The sequence below is a fragment of the Kribbella yunnanensis genome, from assembly GCF_039529655.1.
In the GTDB taxonomy this organism is placed as follows: domain Bacteria; phylum Actinomycetota; class Actinomycetes; order Propionibacteriales; family Kribbellaceae; genus Kribbella; species Kribbella yunnanensis.
This window is the reverse complement of sequence record NZ_BAAANF010000020.1, coordinates 240,556-260,241: the sequence shown is the minus strand read 5'-3', so window position 1 is coordinate 260,241 and position 19,686 is coordinate 240,556. Positions and strand designations below refer to the sequence as shown.

Genomic DNA, 19,686 nt, shown 5'->3' with positions numbered 1-19,686 from the left:
GGTCATTCTCCTTGCAGCCGCACCCAGGCGGCAGTGTCAGTGGGCAGATCGCCCGTCAGGGGAGCGCTGGCGAGCAGCACGGTGGAGCCTTCCGGCAGCGGCCTCGATGGGCCGAAGTTGACCAGGCAGAGCACGTCGCCGCGAGTAAAGGCGAGCAGGTCCTCGCCATCCAGGGGATGCCAGGCGAAGTCCATGGCGAGGTTCTTGCGTTCGGCAAGCATCGAACGATAGAGCGTGAGCATCGATTCGGGATCGCCGTCCTGGGCCTCGACCGATCGCGAACCCCAGTCCGCCGGTTGCGGCAGCCACGGTCCGAAGCCGTGCGAGTTGAAGCCGAAGGTCGAGCCAATCGTTGTCCAGGGCAATGGAACCCGGCAACCATCACGACCGGGATCGACACCTTCGGAGCGGTAGAAGATCGGGTCCTGCAGGGCGGCGGTCGGAAGGTCTTCCACTTCGGGGAGACCAAGCTCGTCGCCTTGGTAGATGTAGAGCGAGCCGGGCAGTGCGCCGGTGAGCAGCGCCGCAGCGCGCGCCCGACGGTTGCCTAGCGCAAGGTCAGTCGGTACGCCGAAACGCTTGGTGTCAAAGGCGAATGACGTGTCCTCACGGCCGTAGCGCGTGACCGGACGTGTCACATCGTGGTTCGACAGCACCCAGGTGGCCGGCGCATCGACGGGTGCATGTGCGGCGAGCGTCGTACGGATGGAGTCTCGCAAAGCTGTCGCGTCCCACGGGCGACCCATCAGGTCGAAGTTGAAGGCGGTGTGCAGTTCGTCCGGCCGCAGGTAGCGGGCGAATCGCTCCGGATCCGCGAGCCAGATCTCGCCGACCAGCATCCGCGGCGGATCGTAGGAGTCGGCGACCGTGCGCCAGCCGGCGTAGATCTCATGCAGGCCGTCGCGATCGACGTACGGGTGGTCGGAGGTGGTGCCGAGGTCGGGGAGCGATGGGTCCTTGACCGGCATGGTCGCGCTGTCGATGCGAACCCCGGCCGCCCCGCGGTCGAACCAGAACCGCAGTACCTCTTCGTGCTCCCGCCGTACGTCGGGATGGTTCCAGTTCAGGTCGGGTTGTTCGGGAGTGAACAGGTGCAGGTACCACTCGCCCGGCGTACCGTCCGGGTTCTTGGTGCGGGTCCAGGTCTCGCCGGAGAAGCTGGAGAGCCAGTTCGTCGGCAGATCCTCGCCATCGCAGAACCAGAAACGCTGGCGCTCCGGCGAACCCGGCCCGGCGGCCAAAGCGGCCTTGAACCACTCGTGCTCGCTGGAGACGTGGTTGGGGACGATGTCGACGATCGTGCGGATGCCCAGGGCGGCGGCGTCCGCGATCAGTTGCTCAGCCTCCGCCACGGTCCCGAAGGCGGGATCGATGGTGCGGTAGTCGGCCACGTCGTACCCGCCGTCGGCCAGCGGGGACAGGTACCACGGGGTGAACCAGAGGGCGTCGACGCCGAGGTCGCGCAGGTAATTCAGACGCGATCGGACGCCGGCCAGATCGCCGGTCCCGTCACCGTTCCCGTCCGCGAAACTGCGCGGATAGACCTGGTAGATCACCGCGTCCCGCCACCACTGCTCCATCCTCGGAACCCTTCGTTTATGGTAGGTTTAGCGCTCCACCTTCACCGGAAGGTAATCTCCGGGAAACGAAACTGTCAACAGTTCGAGGGAGGCCGCGTGCGGGTCACGCTGAAGGACATCGCGGACGAGGCCGGCGTCAGCATCATGACGGTCTCGAACGTCGTGAACGGCAATCGCGCCCGGGTCTCGGCCGAGACGATCGAGCGGATCCAGCGCATCGTCGCCGCCCGCGGCTACGTGCCGAGCGCGTCGGCGCGCAGCTTGGCCGCGAAGTCGTCGCGGATGATCGGCCTGCTGGTCCCGGCCGCGGACGAGGACAGCTTGATGATCAGCCCGCACAACGTCGCGATCCTCGGCCAGATCGAGCGCCAACTGCGCAAGAGCGGGTACCACCTGCTGCTCCGCGGGATCGCGCAGCCGAGTGAGGTCGGCGAGGCGCTGAAGTCGTGGAGCCTCGACGGCGCTGTCCTGCTGGGCTTTCTCGATGAGGACGTCGACCGCTTGACCCCAGGTGCGGTCGGAAATGTCTCGCTGCTCGCCGTCGACAGCTACTCGGACAACCCCCTCACCACTGGCGTCCGCTCCGACGACTACACCGGCGCGCTACTCGCCGCCCGCCACCTGATCGGCCTCGGCCACCGCGAGATCGTCTTCGCCGGTCCTGCGTTCACCGGCGCCGGTGTCGTCCACCAGCGGTACGCCGGCTTCCGCGCCGCGTTCACCGAGGCCGGTCTGACCTGGACCGAGCGAGTGATCACCGTGGAGACCACGACCCACAGCACCGGTCGCAACCTCGGTCGACGCATCCCCACCGAGCACCCCGAGGCCACCGCAGCCTTCGCCACCGCCGACATCCTCGCCATCGGCATCATGGAAGGTCTGAACGACACAGGACACGCCGTACCGGAAGACCTCTCGGTCATCGGTTTCGACAACCTCGACCTCAGCGAGTACGTCACCCCCAAACTCACCACAGTCGCCCAAGACATCCCCCAGAAGGCCGCCCTCGCAGTCGAACGCCTCCTAGCCACAATCGAAAAGCAGGAACACCCCGACTCCCCCATCACCCTCGACGTCCAGCTGATCGAACGGGCGTCGACCGGCCCGGCCCGCTAATCCCACCCCCACCCGCCCGCCGACCTGGCGTCCAGCCGGCCACTACTCGGGGGTGCGGAGCCCCCACGGTGGGCGTGAACAAGAAATGACCTGTTCAACCCCACCACGTCCTGTTCAAACCCCCGGTTGTTGGCTCGGCCCGGGCAGCAGGCCTCAACCACCGCGACGGATCACCCAACAGGCCGCCCCATCCCTCGACAGCAACCCAAGCCCGGAAGCCCAGGCGACGTTCACCTCTGCTCGCCGACCTCGCCAAGCAGCCCAGCCCCAGACCCGGCCAGCCACACCTCCTCTGTAGAACCGGCCGCAGCGGCGAGCAACCACCGCCGTAGGTCCCCGGCCACATCCGAGCGAAACCCCAGCCCGCCCCGCCGTACAAACCAGAAGGTGGGTGCACCCACCAAATGGGAGGCTCCCACCCCGGAGTTTGGTGGGGGAACCTCAAGGCCGGTTAGTTAAGGCGGCTCGGGCGACGCTAACCGAGCCAGCAGCGACCCAACTCCCCAAACCGGTTCGGGGAGCGCCAGCGCACCGCCCGTAGCCATTCGGGGAGGATCCACCCCCCGAATACGACCGATATCCACCCCACACCAGTTCAACCCCGGCCGGCATCCTCCCCAAACCGGTTTGGGGAGGACCCACCACGCTTTCCACACGACCGGGGAGCCCTACCCGCCGATTCGGTGGGGTAGCGCTCCCCAGCCTCGCCGTACAGCACCGCTCTTGACACCACCCCCGAACGCTTAACTAACCGGCTTTGGGGGGAACCTCCCAGCGGATGGGTGCACCCACCAAATGCGGTCGGGGGCAGGGCGGGGGCTGGTGCGGGGGTGGGGGTGGGGAGGTCAGCGGGTGACGCGGTCTATGCGGAGGCCGTGGCGGTCGAAGAGGTAGACGCGGCTCATGTCGACGGCGAAGCTGACCTGGTCGCCGGGGACGTGCGGCGTACTGGAGTGGAGCTCGACGACTAGGTCGGCTCGGCGGTGGGTGGGGGCTGAGGTTTCGGGGAGCGCTGCGCGGGCCTGGTCGCGGCGGTGCAGGATGCCGGAGCGCTTGGTGGCGCGGGCGGCTCGGCGCCAGAAGGAACGGCGTGAGTGGTTGGAGATGCGCTCGGGTTTGCGGCGGCCGACGAGGTCGGGGTTGACCATGTCGATGCCGGTTTCGACGTACGCGATCCACTGGTGACCGTGGTACTCGAGGGTGCGCAGTCGGCCGGACACGCGGTTCGGCTGGGCCTCGCCGTCGAGGGTGAGTGCGTCGCTGCGGACGCCGATCACGATCTCCTCACCGCCGCGGCGGAGCAGGAGCGTCGTACGGCGATCGTCCGGCGCGAGGTGGAGTGCCTGGCCGCCGCCGAGGACCAGGCTGACGCGACCGCCTTCCGCTCGGACTGAGCTGGACAGGAGGTTGATTCGTGGGGTGCCGAGGAACCCGGCGACGAAGGCGGTGGCCGGGTCGTCGAAGACCTCGGCCGGCGTACCGACGTCCTCCAGGCGGCCGTCGCGCATGACGGCGATCCGGTCAGCGAGGGTGAGCGCCTCGACCTGGTCGTGGGTGACGTAGACGGTGGTGATGCCCATGTCGCGGGTCATCGCGCCGATCTCCTGGCGGAGTTCGGTGCGCATCGCGGCGTCCAGGTTCGACAACGGTTCGTCCATCAGGAACGCCGAGGGCTGCCGGACGATCGCTCGCCCGATCGCGACCCGCTGCCGCTGCCCGCCCGACAGAGTCTGCGGGAGGCGGTCCAGGGTCTGCTGGATTCCGAGCACCCCGGCCAGCTGATGGGCCTTCTCGTTGGCCTCTTCAGGCTTCTCCCCGGCCATCTGCAGCGGGAAGGTGATGTTCCCGCGGACCGTCCGGTTCGGGTACAGGGCGCCGCTCTGGAAGACCATCGCGACCCCGCGGTCGCGGGCCCCGATCCGGTTGGCGAACACCTCGTTGAAGTACAGCTCCCCGGCGGTGATCTCCTCCAGCCCGGCCATCATCCGCAGGACGGTCGACTTCCCGCACCCCGACGGCCCGAGCAGGACCATGAACTCACCGTCCGCCACGTCCAGGGAAAACTTGCTCACGGCAAAGTGTTCCCCGTCGTACGACTTCGAGATCGAGTCGAGTCGGATCGAACTCATCGACGTACTCCCAGGTGGGGCGGCAACTTAACGGGGGCCTAACGTATAGCCGAGCCTCCACCCACTGTCCAGGGCAAAGCAAGCGATTCACCGCGACCACTCCGCTACGCAACGGAGTCGGGACATTCCGTAGATATTCGGCCAGTGCCCTGGGCACTAGGGCGGCCGGCAGTTGTCCGGACCTTCCGCTGTCCCGCCAGATAGATGCTTCAGGCAAGCAACCGGGCGCCTCCGTCAGCCGCGGCGGTGCAGGCGGAAGGCGCTCCGGAATGAATCGAGGACGTAGCTCGGGAAGCGGAGGCCTTGTCGCTCCGCCCAGAGCATCTCGAGCTCGACCTGGCCGACCTGCTGCGCGTACTTCTGGATGCCGATGTCGCCCTCGGCGGTAATGCCGAGCGCCTCCATCACACCGCCGAACTCGGTCCGCTGCCGCTTGTTGTAGGCGCCGACGACCTCGAAGGACTGTTTGCGGAGCAGCCGGGTCAGCCACTTCTGCCAGGGGGCCATCTCGTCCCACAGGCCGCGGGCAGCGATCTTGTAGTACGCGAAGTGGCCCGGCTCCTGGCGGCGGATCGGCGCGATGATCGTCGACGCGACCGCCTTCTCGCCGAGGTCCAGCAGGCCCTTGTGCAGCAGGTTGTAGGCCAGAATCGCGGACTTCTCGGTGGCGACGCCGGTCAGGTAGTAAAGCATCCGGCTGATGTCCTGGATCACCGGCAGATGCGCGAGCGCACCGAGGAAGCGCAGCTGGAACGAGATCTTGTCCACGTTCGGCGCCGAGACCGGCAGACCGGCCAGGGTCTGCAAGCGGTCCAGCAACAGACCGTGATGGATCTCCTGCGGCGACCACACCTCGGCGTAGAAGAGCTTGTCGACCGGCGGCGGGTCCGGGAGCAGCAGGTTCAGCTCCAGGACATTGCGCTCGACCTCCAGCTCGACGCGGGTCATGTAGGCCACCACGCCACCGAACCTGCTGGCCAACAGGTCTGGTCTTTTCATGCTGAAATCCGCACTGTCCAACGGGATCGGCGGATGCTCCTCGCCGAGTCGCTCGACATGCTCGAACAGCCGTGCCTCGACCGACTCGTCCCGGCGTGGACGCCGGTACCGCACGCGTGATGTCTCCGCGGCGGTCATCGGGTGTCAACCTCTTGCCAGCCGCAACTTCGCTTGTCCCGGCCTACCACCACGACGGATCCCCACCCCTTCGGGCCACAGCTATTGGTCGGTCAACGACTTGTCCGTCCAGGCTAACCGCGCCCGGTCCGGGATCTGCCACCCTTTGCGGAGAAACCTCGTGTGGCCTTGACCTCACGAGGCGGCGCCGGTGTCCGCGAAAGCAGCCACCTTCAGAGTACCGGCTCCCCCGGACAGAAACCTGTCCTCCGCAGCACGCAACGAGTCGATCCATGCCCTGTCTTCGGAGCCGATGCGCGTCCGGACAGTCCGGACTTCGCCCTTTCGGGAAGGTTCCAGTCTGCAAACGGCGGACCAGTGGGTCTTGCGTTGTTCCGAGTGGCTATCGCATCCTGGCGGAGCTCACGGGGGGCGTGAGGATTAGTGGGGCTGGGGGCTTGTTTCTATGCGTTTTTCCGCCGATGCGCTGCGGCGCGTGCTGGCTGTGATCTGTGTGTCACTGCTGGTGCCGTTGGTGGCGACAGGATCGGCGCGGGCCGTGGCCGCGCCGAGTGGTTTCACCGAGCAGACCGTGTTCGACGGGTTGAGCAATCCGACGAACGCGGCCTTTTCGCCCGACGGCCGGGTGTTCGTGGCCGAGAAGAGCGGGCTGATCAAGGTCTTCGACTCGCTCGACGACCCGACGGCGAGTGTTTTCGCCGACCTGCGGACCGAGGTGCACAACTTCTGGGACCGCGGTCTGCTGGGGCTTGCCCTGCATCCGGACTTCCCGGCCGATCCGCGGATCTACGTGCTCTACACACATGACGCGCTGATCGGCGGCCAGGCGCCCAAGTGGGGTACGGCGAATGCCACCGACGACCCGTGTCCGTCGCCGCCCGGGCCGACCAGCGACGGTTGTCAGGTCAGCGCGCGGCTCGCCGTACTCACGCAGACCGGTTCGACGGTCTCCGAGCAGGTGCTGGTCGAGGACTGGTGCCAGGTCTTCCCCAGCCACTCGATCGGCACGATCGCGTTCGGCCCGGACGGCATGCTGTACGCCGGCGGCGGTGACGGCGCGAGCTTCACCTACGCCGACTACGGCCAGGACGGTTTCCCCTCTTCGGACGCGACTCCCGACAACGCTTGCGGCGACGGCACCGCGCCGGTTGGCGCGACGCTCACCTCACCGACCGCCGAGGGTGGAGCATTGCGTGCGCAGGACCTGCGTACGCCCGCCGACCCAGCGACGCTGGACGGCTCGATCATCCGCATCAACCCCGACACCGGCCAGGCCGCGGCCGGCAACCCGCTGGCGTCGAGTGCCGACCTGAACGCCCGCCGGATCGTCGCGCAGGGGCTGCGGAACCCGATGCGGTTCACCTTCCGCCCGGGTACCAACGAACTCTGGGCCGGCGATGTCGGCTACGCGACCTGGGAGGAGATCAACCGGATCGCCGTACCGACCGCCGGTGTCTCGAACTTCGGCTGGCCTTGTTACGAAGGACCCAACCGCCTCAACTCCTTCGACGCCGCCAACCTGAACATCTGCGAGGGCCTGTACGCCGCCGGCCCGGCCGCGGTCTCCGCGCCGTACTACACCTACAACCACTCGGCCCACGTCACGCCCACGGAGACGTGTTCGGTTGGTAGCTCCTCGATCTCCGGACTCGCGTTCTATGCCGGTGGCAACTATCCGGCCGAGTACGACGGCGCGTTGTTCTTCAGCGATTACAGCCGCCGGTGCGTCTGGGCGATGCTGCCCGGCACCAACGGTCTGCCGGATCCGGCGAACATCATTCAATTCGCTTCCGGCTTCGGGGCTACCCGTCTTGTCACAGGTCCGGCTGGGGATCTGTTCGCAGTTGACTACGACAACGGCGCGATCAAGCGCTATGTCTACAGCGCAACGAACAACCCGCCGACCGCGGTGATCCAGTCCGATCGGACCAGCGGCGATGCCCCGCTCCTGGTGAAGTTCGACGGGACCGCCTCCAGCGATGCGGACAACGATTCGCTCAGCTATGCCTGGGATCTGGATGGCGACGGCCAGTACGACGACTCCACGGCCGCCACGCCGCAGTTCACCTATCCGAGCAATGGGCCGAGGACCGTTCGGCTGAGGGTGAGCGATGGCAACGGCGGTACGGCGACGACGTCGACGCAGATCAATGTCGGCAACACGGCACCGACCGCATCGATCACCTCGCCCGGACCCGCCACGACCTGGAAAGTCGGCGACACGATCTCGTTCTCCGGCTCGGCGAGTGATCCTGAACAGGGCTCATTGCCCGGGTCCTCGTTGAAGTGGTCGCTCATCATGCATCACTGTCCGAGCGACTGCCACGTGCACCAGATCACCTCGATGAACGGATCCAGCGGCTCGTTCGCAGCACCGGATCACGAATACCCGTCGTACCTGGAACTGAAGCTGACCGCGACGGATGCCGATGGTCTGACCGATGTGAAGAGCGTGCGGCTGGACCCGAAGACGACCAAGCTCAACTTCGCGACTCAGCCGTCCGGGCTGCAAGTGACCTACCTGGACAAGAAGCTGAAGGCTCCGGCGACCGAGACCACGATCACTGGATCCGGCGGTTCGGTCTCGGCGGATCCGGTCCAGGTGGTTGGGACCGGTCTGCACAAGTTCGCGTCCTGGTCCGACGGTGGGGCGCGGAACCACAACTTCGTCGCGCCAGATACACCGGCCACCTACACGGCGACGTACGTGCCGAAACGAAACTTGGCACTGAACCGTCCGGTCACGACCTCGAGTGTCTACGGCAATCGACCGGGTTCGCTCGCGGTGGACGGCAAGGGTACGACGTTCTGGTCGAGCAACCGCAGCGATCCGCAGTGGCTGCGTATCGACCTCGGCCGGGTGCAGGTCGTCAACCGCGTGCTGCTGAACTGGCTCTCCACGTCGTACGCGAAGTCGTACCAGATCCAGGTCCTGGAGAGCGGCCGCACGTGGCGAACCGTCTACTCCACGACCACCGGCGACGGCTACACCGACAGCCTCGGCTTCACCTCGAGCCGAGCCCGCTTCGTGCAAATCAACATCACCGCCCGAGGCGTAGCAGGCAGCTACAACGGCCTGTGGGAAATGGGCGTCTACACCGACGAAGGCGATATCACCGGCCTAGCTGGCAAATGCGCCGACGTAGCAGGCTCCCAAACCACCGATGGCACCACCGTCCAGCTCTACACCTGCAACGGCACCACAGCCCAACGCTGGCTGGTCCTGGACACCGGAGTCATCCGCTCATCCCTAGGCAAATGCCTAGACGCCCGCGGCACCGCCGCCGGAACCCCAGCCGTCCTCTGGACCTGCGACGCCACCACCCCCGGCCAACGCTGGACCCCAAGAGCCGACGGCACCCTCCTGAACGTCCACTCCGGCCTCTGCCTAGAACCCCTGAACGCCCAAAGCACCGACCGAACCAAACTAATCATCAACCCCTGCACAGCAGCCACCGCCCAAAAGTTCGCGATGCCGTAAGGGACTCGGACGGATTTCGGCGGGGTTCACCAGGCGGCCAACCGGTGTTCACCGGTGGCGGCGAGGGTCGCGGCATGTTGAGTCGGATCGCTTGGGTGGGGACCGCGGCGTTGACCGCGGTGGCGTTGGTGGCGAGCGGGGCGCAGGCGCATCAGCCTGCCCAGCCGGAGGTGATCGGTACGGCGACGCTCCCAGACCTCGGTCTGGGCGCGTTCTCCAATGCACTGATCAAGAACTCGGTCGGCAACGACCGCAAGATCGACCTGGGCGGGATCGGCAGCGACATCTACCCGGCCGACCGGCCCGGTGAGTTCTGGACTGTCACCGACCGCGGCCCGAACGGCCAGATCAAGATCGACGGCACCAACCGCCGTACCTTCCCGGTACCGGGGTTCGATCCCGCGATCGTCAAGGTGAAGGCGGTCGGCGACAAGCTGAAGGTGCTGTCGGCGATCCCGATCACCACGCGCCACGGCGCACCAGTCACCGGGCTCTCCAATCAGGAGAGCCGCGACGAACTGCCCTACACGTACGACGCCTCCACCCGGCTCGCGGTCAACCCGAACGGACTGGACACCGAGGGCCTGGTTCGTGCTCACGACGGCACGTTCTGGCTCGTCGACGAGTACGGCCCGTCGCTCGTGCACGTGTCCGCCCGCGGCCGGGTGCTCAACCGCTACGTGCCGAAGGGCCTGAAGCTGACCGGGGCGGACTACCCGGTGATCGAGGCGCTGCCGTCGATCTTCCTGACCCGCAAGATCAACCGCGGCCTCGAGGGCCTGGCCCAGCTACCCGGTGGCGACCTGATTCTCGCCCTGCAGAGCCCATTGCTTAACCCCAGCAAGAAGATCGGCGAGGCGTCCCGCACGACCCGCTTGGTCCGCTTCTCGCCGCACCGCGCCAAGGTCACCGCGGAGTACGTGTACCGGTTCGACCCGGTCGATGTCGTGGATCCCGGCGAGACCGACACGTCCGCACTGAAGATCTCCTCGGTGATCGCGGTCGGCCGCGAGACCCTGCTCGTCCAGGAGCGCACCGACAACGCCGCTCGCCTGCACCGCGTCGTACTGCGTGATTGCGACAACATCCTCGGTACGGTGTGGGACGACACCGCAACCACGCCGTCACTCGAAGCCCTCGCCGACCCGGCCGCGGCCGGCGTACCGGTTCTGTCGAAGAAGCTCTTCCTCGACCTGAACACGATTGCCGGCGTACCGAAGAAGATCGAGGGCGTCGCACTCACCTCGAAGCACACGCTCGTCGTCATCAACGACAACGACTTCGGGATGACGGACGGCCCGGCCGCCTTCGACGCGAACGGCGACCTCGTCGACAGCACCATCGAGACCAAGCTGGTGACGATCCGGATCCCGTGATGTGACCTGGGTCACACGAGCAGGTTGTCACACGCAAGGCCGCAGCGGCGTCACGTGAGCATGACATTTGATGAGCTGCGGCAAGCGTTCGGTGGCGAGATTGTTGAGGCAGGTACGGCTGGGTACGACGCAGTCAGCGGGACCGTGTTCGCGACGGGGAGCCCGGCCGGTGTGGTCCGGCCGAAGAGTGTGGCGGACGTTCAGGCGGTAGTGCAGTTCGCCGCGGCGACGGGGCTGGCGCTGTCCGTGCGCGGTGGCGGACACGCGTTCGCGGGATTCGGGACGAACGACGGTGGCGTCGTACTGGATCTCGGTGGGCTCGCCGATGTGGAACTGCTCGAGGAAGGGCGAGTCCGCATCGGCGGTGGCGCGACGTGGGGCCAGGTTGCGGACGCGTTGGCGCCGCACGGGCTGGCGATCTCGTCGGGTGACACCCGGACTGTGGGAGTCGGCGGGCTGACGTTGGGCGGTGGGATCGGGTGGAAGGTACGCAAGTACGGTCTCGCGCTGGATCAACTGGTGGCCGCCGAGGTGGTGACCGCTGACGGCGATGTCGTGCAGGCGTCCGCCGATGAGCACCCGGAGTTGTTCTGGGGGCTGCGTGGCGGTGGCGGCAACTTCGGTGTCGTGACGGCGTTCGAGTTCGAAGCGCACCCGACCACGGAGGTCTTCCACGGGAAGATCGCGTTCCCGGCGGCTGAGGCAGCCGTCGTACTGCATGGCTGGGCGGACTACGTTCGTACGGCGCCCGCCGAGCTCACGACGATCGTGAACTTCGCGAACCCGTTCCTGGGTGGGCCGAACGCGCCGGTCGAGATCCAGCTGACCTATGACGGCGACGACGAAACGGCGGCTGCGGCCGCGATCGACCCGATTCGCGCGCTCGGTACGGTGATCGCAGATGATGTCGCACTGACGCCGTACGGCGAGGTCCTGGTGGCCGGGCAGACTCCACCACCGGGGATCCAGCTCGTGACCCGAAGCGCCTTTGCTGACAAGGAATCCGTATCCGAGGTGCTCCAGCTCCTGGCCGAGGCCGGAGCGATGCAGGGGTCGCCGATCATCGCCGTACGGAGTGTCGGGGGTGCGGTGGCGCAGGTCGCCGCCGACGCCACGGCGTACCCGTATCGGCAGGCAGAGTTGATGTTCGTGACGACGCTGATCGGACCGCCTCCGGTGATCGCAGCTGCTCGCCCGGCGTTCGATGCGCTGTGGGATCGACTGGGTCCGCACAGCACCGGCGCCTACGCCAACTTCCTGGCGTCGGCCGACGAAGCCGATGTTGCCGCGATCTACCCGGCGCAGACCTATCAACGACTCGCTGCGGTCAAGCGCGACTACGACCCCGGCAACCTGTTCCGCGGCAACCACAACATTCGCCCGGACGAAGCCGCCGGTGTCAGCTGAGCAGCTTCTCGTAGGTGTCCGCGGACCAGCTCGCCGCCGTCTTGGTGACGAGCTTGGCGCCGAGGCGTTCGTAGAACCGGTAGCCGGCCTCGTTGCTCAGCCGCAATCCCCAGCTGATCGGCAACCGGTCCGGTAGCGCCAGCCTGGCCAGCTCGAGCATCAACGCGCGCCCGATGCCACCATCTCGGAACTCCGACCGGACATACAGATCGTCGAGCGCCAGTTGGTCGCCGCCGACCCAGAGATACGGCCGACGGAGCGCGGAGACGTATCCGGCCGGCGTCCCGTCGACCTCGGCCAGCAGCACGACCACCTCCGGACGGGACAGGTAGTCCTGCCAGTCCGGGACGGTGGCCGTCACGTATTTCGCCTCGTCCTGGTAGCCCGCCAGCTCGAGCATCAGCGTGAGCACAAGCTCGGCGTCGGCGCGGACTGCGCGGCGGATCGATGTGGGCACGCCTACTCCAGCCAGGTGGTTTCGAAGGTGGGATTGGCGTGGATGTGGAGAGCCTCGTAGCCGCCCGGGCCGGTGCGGAACTTGTGCGGCGTCTCAGCCGGTACGACGAGGATCTGGCCGGCGTGGCCGACCACCTCCTGGTCGGCGACGGTGAACGTCGCGGAACCGCGCCGGATGATGAAAGTCTCGGCGTACGGGTGCAGGTGCAGGCGCGGGCCGACACCCTCTTTGGTAGTCGATTCGAGGATCAGTGACACACCGGCACCGCCTGGTAGCTCGGTGTAGTTCTCTTCCCAGCCGTCCCCGTCGGCCTGCCCGTCGGCGCGATTGATGACGAAGGCCCCGGTATTCGCGATCTCGGTCATGTAACCCTCCCTCGGTTGTCCCGACACCGTAGCCAAGCAAGAGGTTCTTTTCGATCCGCAGCTAATGGGTACCAGGGTCTTGACGGGTTGAGCAGACAGCCCGCGGGTGGGGGCTCGGGGCCCCGGCACAACGTGCCCCGAGTTCCTTCCGCCCGCAATCAGTCCACTCGTACGACGGTCTCTGCGTGCCGCCGGGCGAGATCGTGGTACACGGCCGCGTTGTGATCGACGAACAGCTTCGCCGTTCCTTCCAGCGGGACGATCTTCTTCGCCGGACTCCCCATCGCCACCGACTCGGGCGGAATCACCGCTCCCGGGGTGACAGTCGCGCCGGCCGCGACCAGCGTGCGAGCACCGACCACCGCGCCGTCCAGGACGATCGCGCCGTTACCGACGAGCGCCTGCTCACCGATCGTGCAGTCGTGTACGAGGCACAGGTGCCCCACTGTTGCATCGGGCCCGATCTCACATCCAGTGTGGCCGGCATGAATCACGGTGTTGTCCTGGATGTTCGCCCCGGCCCGAACGGTGATCGTGGCCAGGTCGGCCCGGATCACCACGCCGTACCAGATCGACGCCCCGGCCTCGACCACGACATCGCCCACCAGCGTGGCCGTCGGCGCCACCCACGCCTCGGGATGGACAGTCGGGCTCTTACCTTCGAACGAGAACATCGGCATGGTGTGCATGCTATGCGTGCCAGCGATACCTGCGTTCTGGACGGCCTGTCGTGCCGTAGCGGAGGGCAACGACTGCCTGGTCACGGGTGCAGAAGAACTCGAGGTACCGGCGAGCGCTGACTCTCGACAGACCTACTTGCTCAGCACATTCGGCCGCACTCAGGCTGTCGGCGGCCTTCAATGCGGTGGACACCAGATCGGCGGTCTCCTGGCTGAGCCCCTTGGGCAGGCGGTTCCCGGTCGGCCTGGTCGGCGTGAGAACACGATCGACATCGGCCTGGCTCGTCATCTGCTCGGGCACGCTGGCCCGCTGCCGCGCGTACTGCTGGAGTCGCGACCGCAGATCCTCGAAACCGAAGGGTTTCAGCAGGTAGTTGACCACCCCTTGCCGCACAGCACCCCGTACGGCGTCCGCCTCGCGGGCCGCGGTGATCACCAGGATGTCGCAGTCGGGTTGCGCGGACCGCAGTTGCGCGATCAGGTCGATCCCGAATGTGTCCGGGAGATAGAGGTCGAGCAGCACGAGATCCGGCCGGAGTTCGCGGATCGCGGTCAACGCCTGCTCGCCGGAGTTCGCTGTACCGACGACCTCGAAACCGTCCACGCGATCAACGAACCCGCGGTGGATCCGCGCCACCATGAAGTCGTCGTCGACCACCAGCACCGTGATCATCGCGCGGCCTCCGAGGGCAGGGGTTGAATCGACATCCGCGCGACGAACGCGGCGCCACCGTCATCCAGATTGGTGACCGCGACCTCGCCACCACGACGTCGGCAGATGAGGCGGATCATCGCCAGCCCGATCCCGCGCTCACCCTCGGCTGCGGCCTTCGTGGTGAAACCGTGCGCGAAGACCTCTTGGGCCAATTCCGGTGCGATACCTGGCCCGGAATCGCGGACCTCGATCTCGATACTGGTCGCGTCCTGCCGCAGTTCGACCTCGACCCAAGCCGGCGACAACGGCGTACCGGATTGGGCCGCGGCGTCGACCGCGTTGTCGACCAGGTTGCCGACGACAGTTGCGATATCGGCGGACAGTTCCGGTGGAAGTCGCTGCAGAGTGGTGCGTTCGGAGACTCGGAGTTCGACACGGCGTTCGGCGGCGACCGAGGACTTCGCCATCAACAGGGCGGCGACCGCGGTGTCGTGGACTCGCCTGGTGACGGTGAGGTCGAGGGATTCGCGGTACCGGTTCAAGGCGCCGACGTACGAGACGACTTCGTCGTACTCGCCGATCTGGATCAGCCCGGAGATCGTGTGCAACTGGTTGGCGAACTCGTGGGTCTGCGCGCGGAGCAATTCGGCCGAGCTGCGGAACGAACCCAGCTCGCGCTCCAGCTGGGCCAGCTCGGTCCGGTCGCGCAATGTGGTGACCGAGCCGAGCGATCGGCCGTCCTTGGCGACATCCATCCGGTTCATCACCAGGACGCGGCCTCGCCGTACGACGACGGCGTCGCGCGCGGCATCGCCGTCGTGCTCACCGGCCAGGACCTCCCGCAACCGACCCTCGATGCCCAGCTCACGCAGGCTGCGGCCGACCGCATCGGTCGGCAGATCCAGCAGCCGGCGGCCGACGTCGTTCACCAGGGTCACCCGCAAATGGGGGTCCAGGGCAACGACTCCCTCGGCGAGGCCGTAGAGCATGGCCTCGCGATGCTCAGCCAGTCCGACGATCTCGCGCGGTTCGAGACCGAGCGTCTGCCGCTTGATCCGGCGGGCCAGCAGCCACGACCCGAGCAGTCCTAGTAGGCAAGCGATGCCGAGATAGATCGCCAGGTACGACGATGCCCCGCGCAACCGTTCCAGTACCGACGGTGACCGCTCGCCCACCATCACCGTGCCGATCCGCGCCCCGAGCGAACCATCGGCCTTGCCGTCCAGGCCGGTGCCCTGGCTCAGCACCGGCACCTGCGAGACCAGCTCCTGCTCCCTGTCCACCCGGAACTCACCGGACCAGCCGCGTCCCTCATCGACGCCCGGACCCAGCGACAGGTCCTTGCCAATCGCGCTGACGTTGGTGGCGGCGATGACCCGTCCTTTCGTGTCCGCGACGGTGATCGACGTGACACCCGACTGGATGAGCGTGGTTTGCAGCAGCGGCGCCAGTACTTCGGCCGGGGCGGGGTGCCGGATTCCGAACCGCAGCGTCTGGTTGCCGGCCAGTTGCTCGGCCAGCGCGGTCACCCGCCGCCCCTCAACCCGGTTGAAGGTCGCCGCCGACTGGGCAAGCGAAACCGCGGCGACGGCGACGAGCACCACCACCACGATCGCCAACTGCAGGACCAGCAGTTGGCCGGCCAGAGTCGGCCGCTTCCCGATTCGCAAGGCCACGGCCGCATGATCACCGGTGAAACCCGTCCAAGGCCACCCTTCAGCCCCGATCGAGTCGTGACCACAATGAACTCAACCACCGCTGCAACCACAACACAGACGCCGTACCCGCCTAACCACCACCATCTCGAACAGATCCCCTGTGTGATTGGAGTCCTGATGAGGTCGAAGATTTGGGTGGCGGCGGCGACAGTGGTCGCGCTGGTGGGTACTGCGAGTTGCGGCGCGACTGCGGAGAAGAAGGACTCGGCGGATTCCGGCGGCGGGAAGCCGGTGACCGGGTTGCGGCTGATGGTGCCGAACACGGCGGGTGGCGGTTACGACACGACGGCTCGGGTCGCCGCGAAGGTGATGGACGACGCGAAGATCGCGTCCGGGATCCAGGTCTTCAACCTGCCCGGTGCGGGCGGGACGGTCGGTCTGCAGCGGACCGTGAACGAGAAGGGCAACGGGAAGCTCGCGCTCCAAATGGGCCTCGGCGTGGTCGGCGCGACGTACACGTCCAAGTCGAAGGCGACCCTGGCCCAGACGACTCCGCTGGCCAAGCTGATCGAGGAGGCCGGGGCGATCGTGGTCCCGAAGAACTCGCCGTACAAGACGATCGGTGACCTGGTCGCGGCCTGGAAGGCGAACCCGAAGGGGCTCGCGGTCGGCGGCGGTTCGTCGCCCGGTGGACCGGACCACCTGCTGCCGATGCAGCTCGCGCAGGCGGTCGGGATCGACCCCAAGCAGGTCAACTTCGTCTCGTACGACGGTGGTGGCGAGCTGCTCCCGGCGTTGCTGGGCAGCAAGATCGCGTTCGGGGCCAGCGGGTTCGGTGAGTTCCTGGATCAGGTCGAGAGTGGTCAGGTACGGGTGCTGGCTGTTACCAGCGAGCAGCCGGTCGCGGCGCTGAAGGACGTGCCGACACTCAAGGGTTCCGGGATCGATCTGGTCTTCACCAACTGGCGCGGGATCGTGGCACCGCCGGAGATCAGTGCCGCCGACAAGCAGGTCTGGATCGATGCGCTGACCCGGATGCACGACTCACAGCAGTGGAAGGACGAGCTGGCCAAGCACGGCTGGACGGATGCGTTCGTCGCCGGTGATGCGTTCGGCACGTTCTTGACCGAGCAGGACAAGGCGGTCGCGGACGTCCTGACCAAGCTGGGCCTGGCGGCGTGACCATGGTCGAGGCTCCGGTTGAGACTCGACGCGACAAAGCGCAGTACGGCGTCTGTGGGTTCCTCGCGCTCGTCGGCGGTCTGGTGATCGTCGACGCGCTGCGAATCCGGCACATTGCCAACAGCAACGATCCGATCGGGCCGAAGCCGGTACCCATCGTGCTCGGCGTGCTGCTGCTGGTGATCGCGGTCCTGTACGCCGTCGATGTCGCGCGCGGTGGATCCGGCGAGGCGGAGGGTGGTGAGGACGTCGACCCGACCTCCGCGGTGGACTGGAAGACCGTGCTGCTGCTGATCGCGGCGTTCGTGGTCAACCTGGTGCTGATCGAACCGGCAGGCTGGGTGATCAGCGGATCGGTGCTGTTCTGGGGCTCGGCGTACGCGCTGGGTAGTCGGCACTATCTGCGGAACCTGCTGATCGCGGTCGCGTTGTCGCTGATCACGTTCTACCTGTTCGCGATCGGGCTCGGCGTGAACCTGCCGGCCGGCGTACTGCAAGGGATTCTGTGATGGGTAACCTCTCAAATCTGCTGACCGGGTTCGGCGATGTGCTGACGCCGATGAATCTGCTGCTCGCGTTGCTTGGCGTGACAGTCGGTACGGCGGTTGGTATGCTGCCGGGGATCGGGCCGGCGATGACGGTCGCGCTGCTGCTGCCGATCACGTACGGACTGGAGCCTGTGCAGGCGTTCATCTTGTTCGCCGGGATCTTCTACGGCGGGATGTACGGCGGGTCGACGACGTCGATCCTGCTGAATACGCCGGGCGAGTCGGCGTCGGTGGTGACTGCGATCGAAGGCAACAAGATGGCGCGGGCCGGTCGAGCCGCGCAGGCGCTGGCGACCGCGGCGATCGGGTCGTTCATTGCCGGGACGATCGGGACACTGCTGCTCGCGCTGGTGGCACCGCAGGTGGTGAAGTTTGCGATCAGTCTGGGTGCGCCGGACTATCTCGCGATCATGCTGCTGGCGTTCGCCGGGGCGACCTCGGTGCTGGGCTCGTCGCGGATCCGCGGGTTCGCGGCGTTGCTGCTCGGGTTGGTGATCGGCCTGGTCGGGATCGACAAGGTGACCGGTCAGCAGCGGCTGACGTTCGGCATCCCACAGCTTGCCGATGGCATCGATGTGGTGGTGGTTGCTGTCGGCATCTTCGCAGTTGGTGAGGCGTTGTGGGTGGCCGCGCACTTGCGCCGTACGCCGGGGACCGTGATCCCGGTTGGGCGGCCGTGGATGGGTCGGTCGGACTGGCGACGGTCGTGGAAACCGTGGTTGCGCGGAACCGTGTTCGGGTTCCCGATCGGGGCGTTGCCGGCCGGTGGGGCGGAGATTCCGACGTTCCTGTCGTATGCGACCGAGAAGAAGCTGTCGAAGCATCCGGAGGAATTCGGGCACGGCGCGATCGAGGGTGTCGCCGGACCGGAGGCCGCCAACAACGCATCCGCGGCCGGGACACTGGTGCCGATGCTGGCGCTTGGGTTGCCGACCAACGCGACGGCCGCGGTGATGCTTGCCGCGTTCACGTCGTACGGAATCCAGCCCGGACCGCTGCTGTTCGAGCGCGAGTCGCGACTGGTCTGGGCGCTGATCGCCAGCCTGTTCATCGGCAACCTGATGCTGCTTCTGCTGAACCTGCCCTTGGCACCCGCCTGGGCGAAACTCCTGCAGATCCCCCGCCCGTACCTCTACGCAGGCATCATCTTCTTCGCCTCCATGGGCGCCTACGCGGTCAACGCCCAGCCCCTAGATCTCCTACTGCTGTTGTTGCTCGGCCTACTCGGCTTCGCCATGCGCCGCTTCGGCCTCCCCGTCCTCCCCCTGATCATCGGCGTCATCCTCGGCCCCATCGCCGAACGCCAAGCCCGCATGTCCCTGCAGTTGTCCAACGGCGAACTCCACGGCCTGATCGGCGGCCCAGTCTCCTACGTCATCTACGCAGTCCTGCTGGTTTTGCTGACCTGGCCGTTGATCTCGAAATATATGACGAAACGTGTCACCTATTCAGCGTCAAGCTGACGACATGACCACCATTGAGAGAGCCTGGCTCGCCGTCGTCTCCGCCGAACACACCCGCGGCGCAGTGGCCGGCGGCTTCGTCCAGCTCAACCACGGCAAACGCCCCGGTGTAGCCCGCCTCCACCGGGGCGACGGCTTCGTCATCTACTCACCCACCGACCAGTACGGCGACAAGACTCCCCTCCGCGCCTTCACCGCCCTCGGCATCGTCGCCGACGACGCCCCCTACCAAGCAGCACCCATGTCCATGGGCACCCACGGCACCGTCGCCCCCTGGCGCCGAACCATCACCTTCGAGCAACTCACCCCACTCCCCCTGGTTGACATCACCGCCGAACTCCACCTCACCTCCCAACCCAACTGGGGCTACCAACTACGCCGAGGCCTGGTCCCCCTCACCCCGTCAGACTTCGCCGTACTCCGAACAGCCATGACCCCCCGCAGCACCTAAC

General features: G+C 66.8%; 16 protein-coding genes. 8 read left to right on the top strand and 8 right to left on the bottom strand.

The annotated features are described in order from the left end of the window. Window positions 1-2: 2 nt before the first annotated feature. Complete coding sequence (locus ABD231_RS31200; protein ID WP_344159848.1) at window positions 3-1,580, bottom strand: glycoside hydrolase family 13 protein; 1,578 nt, start codon at window positions 1,578-1,580, stop codon at window positions 3-5. 96 nt (window positions 1,581-1,676) lie between these two features. On the opposite strand from ABD231_RS31200, the gene ABD231_RS31195 reads away from it, so the two are divergent. Continuing rightward, window positions 1,677-2,696, top strand: a complete 1,020-nt coding sequence (locus ABD231_RS31195; protein ID WP_344159845.1) for a LacI family DNA-binding transcriptional regulator — start codon at window positions 1,677-1,679, stop codon at window positions 2,694-2,696. An 845-nt stretch (window positions 2,697-3,541) separates the two neighbouring features. On the opposite strand, the gene ABD231_RS31190 is transcribed toward ABD231_RS31195, so the two are convergent. Then, window positions 3,542-4,825, bottom strand: a complete 1,284-nt coding sequence (locus ABD231_RS31190; RefSeq protein WP_344159842.1) for an ABC transporter ATP-binding protein — start codon at window positions 4,823-4,825, stop codon at window positions 3,542-3,544. 234 nt (window positions 4,826-5,059) lie between these two features. Next, a complete protein-coding gene (locus tag ABD231_RS31185; RefSeq protein WP_344159839.1) occupies window positions 5,060-5,962 on the bottom strand; it encodes a GTP-binding protein LepA in 903 nt (300 codons plus the stop codon). Window positions 5,963-6,407: 445 nt separating this feature from the next. On the opposite strand from ABD231_RS31185, the gene ABD231_RS31180 reads away from it, so the two are divergent. The 3 genes from ABD231_RS31180 to ABD231_RS31170 all read left to right on the top strand — a co-directional run bounded on the left by ABD231_RS31180 (window position 6,408) and on the right by ABD231_RS31170 (window position 12,226). Continuing rightward, on the top strand, window positions 6,408-9,443 hold the full coding sequence (locus ABD231_RS31180; RefSeq protein WP_344159836.1) for a PQQ-dependent sugar dehydrogenase: 3,036 nt from the start codon (window positions 6,408-6,410) through the stop codon (window positions 9,441-9,443). A 74-nt stretch (window positions 9,444-9,517) separates the two neighbouring features. After that, on the top strand, window positions 9,518-10,819 hold the full coding sequence (locus tag ABD231_RS31175; protein ID WP_344159834.1) for an esterase-like activity of phytase family protein: 1,302 nt from the start codon (window positions 9,518-9,520) through the stop codon (window positions 10,817-10,819). A 60-nt stretch (window positions 10,820-10,879) separates the two neighbouring features. Beyond that, entirely contained in the window at window positions 10,880-12,226 is a 1,347-nt protein-coding gene (locus ABD231_RS31170) for an FAD-binding oxidoreductase (RefSeq protein ID WP_344159831.1), read from the top strand. Here ABD231_RS31170 and ABD231_RS31165 read toward each other — a convergent pair. The 5 genes from ABD231_RS31165 to ABD231_RS31145 all read right to left on the bottom strand — a co-directional run bounded on the left by ABD231_RS31165 (window position 12,219) and on the right by ABD231_RS31145 (window position 16,059). After that, a complete protein-coding gene (locus ABD231_RS31165) occupies window positions 12,219-12,683 on the bottom strand; it encodes a GNAT family N-acetyltransferase (protein WP_344159829.1) in 465 nt (154 codons plus the stop codon). The two genes, ABD231_RS31170 and ABD231_RS31165, sit on opposite strands and share 8 nt — an antisense overlap. 2 nt (window positions 12,684-12,685) lie before the next feature. Then, window positions 12,686-13,048, bottom strand: a complete 363-nt coding sequence (locus ABD231_RS31160; RefSeq protein ID WP_344159827.1) for a cupin domain-containing protein — start codon at window positions 13,046-13,048, stop codon at window positions 12,686-12,688. Window positions 13,049-13,206: 158 nt separating this feature from the next. Then, window positions 13,207-13,728: a gamma carbonic anhydrase family protein gene (locus tag ABD231_RS31155; RefSeq protein ID WP_344159825.1), complete on the bottom strand. Its 522-nt coding sequence runs from the start codon at window positions 13,726-13,728 to the stop codon at window positions 13,207-13,209. A 10-nt stretch (window positions 13,729-13,738) separates the two neighbouring features. Further along, complete coding sequence (locus tag ABD231_RS31150; protein ID WP_344159822.1) at window positions 13,739-14,401, bottom strand: response regulator; 663 nt, start codon at window positions 14,399-14,401, stop codon at window positions 13,739-13,741. Next, the gene (locus tag ABD231_RS31145; RefSeq protein WP_344159820.1) at window positions 14,398-16,059 is read right to left on the bottom strand and encodes a sensor histidine kinase; all 1,662 of its coding nucleotides are present in this window, start codon (window positions 16,057-16,059) and stop codon (window positions 14,398-14,400) included. The genes ABD231_RS31150 and ABD231_RS31145 overlap by 4 nt, the downstream gene beginning before the upstream one ends. Before the next feature lie 159 nt (window positions 16,060-16,218). Between ABD231_RS31145 and ABD231_RS31140 the strand changes: the two genes are divergently transcribed. From ABD231_RS31140 to ABD231_RS31125, 4 genes are read left to right on the top strand one after another with little or no spacing between them, the layout of a single operon-like run. Beyond that, window positions 16,219-17,223: a Bug family tripartite tricarboxylate transporter substrate binding protein gene (locus ABD231_RS31140; protein ID WP_344159818.1), complete on the top strand. Its 1,005-nt coding sequence runs from the start codon at window positions 16,219-16,221 to the stop codon at window positions 17,221-17,223. Window positions 17,224-17,225: 2 nt separating this feature from the next. Further along, on the top strand, window positions 17,226-17,732 hold the full coding sequence (locus tag ABD231_RS31135; RefSeq protein WP_344159963.1) for a tripartite tricarboxylate transporter TctB family protein: 507 nt from the start codon (window positions 17,226-17,228) through the stop codon (window positions 17,730-17,732). After that, window positions 17,732-19,234, top strand: coding sequence for a tripartite tricarboxylate transporter permease (locus ABD231_RS31130; RefSeq protein WP_344159816.1), 1,503 nt, complete (start codon window positions 17,732-17,734; stop codon window positions 19,232-19,234). The genes ABD231_RS31135 and ABD231_RS31130 overlap by 1 nt, the downstream gene beginning before the upstream one ends. Window positions 19,235-19,238: 4 nt before the next feature. Further along, window positions 19,239-19,685, top strand: a complete 447-nt coding sequence (locus tag ABD231_RS31125; protein ID WP_344159814.1) for an EVE domain-containing protein — start codon at window positions 19,239-19,241, stop codon at window positions 19,683-19,685. Window position 19,686 lies beyond the last annotated feature (1 nt).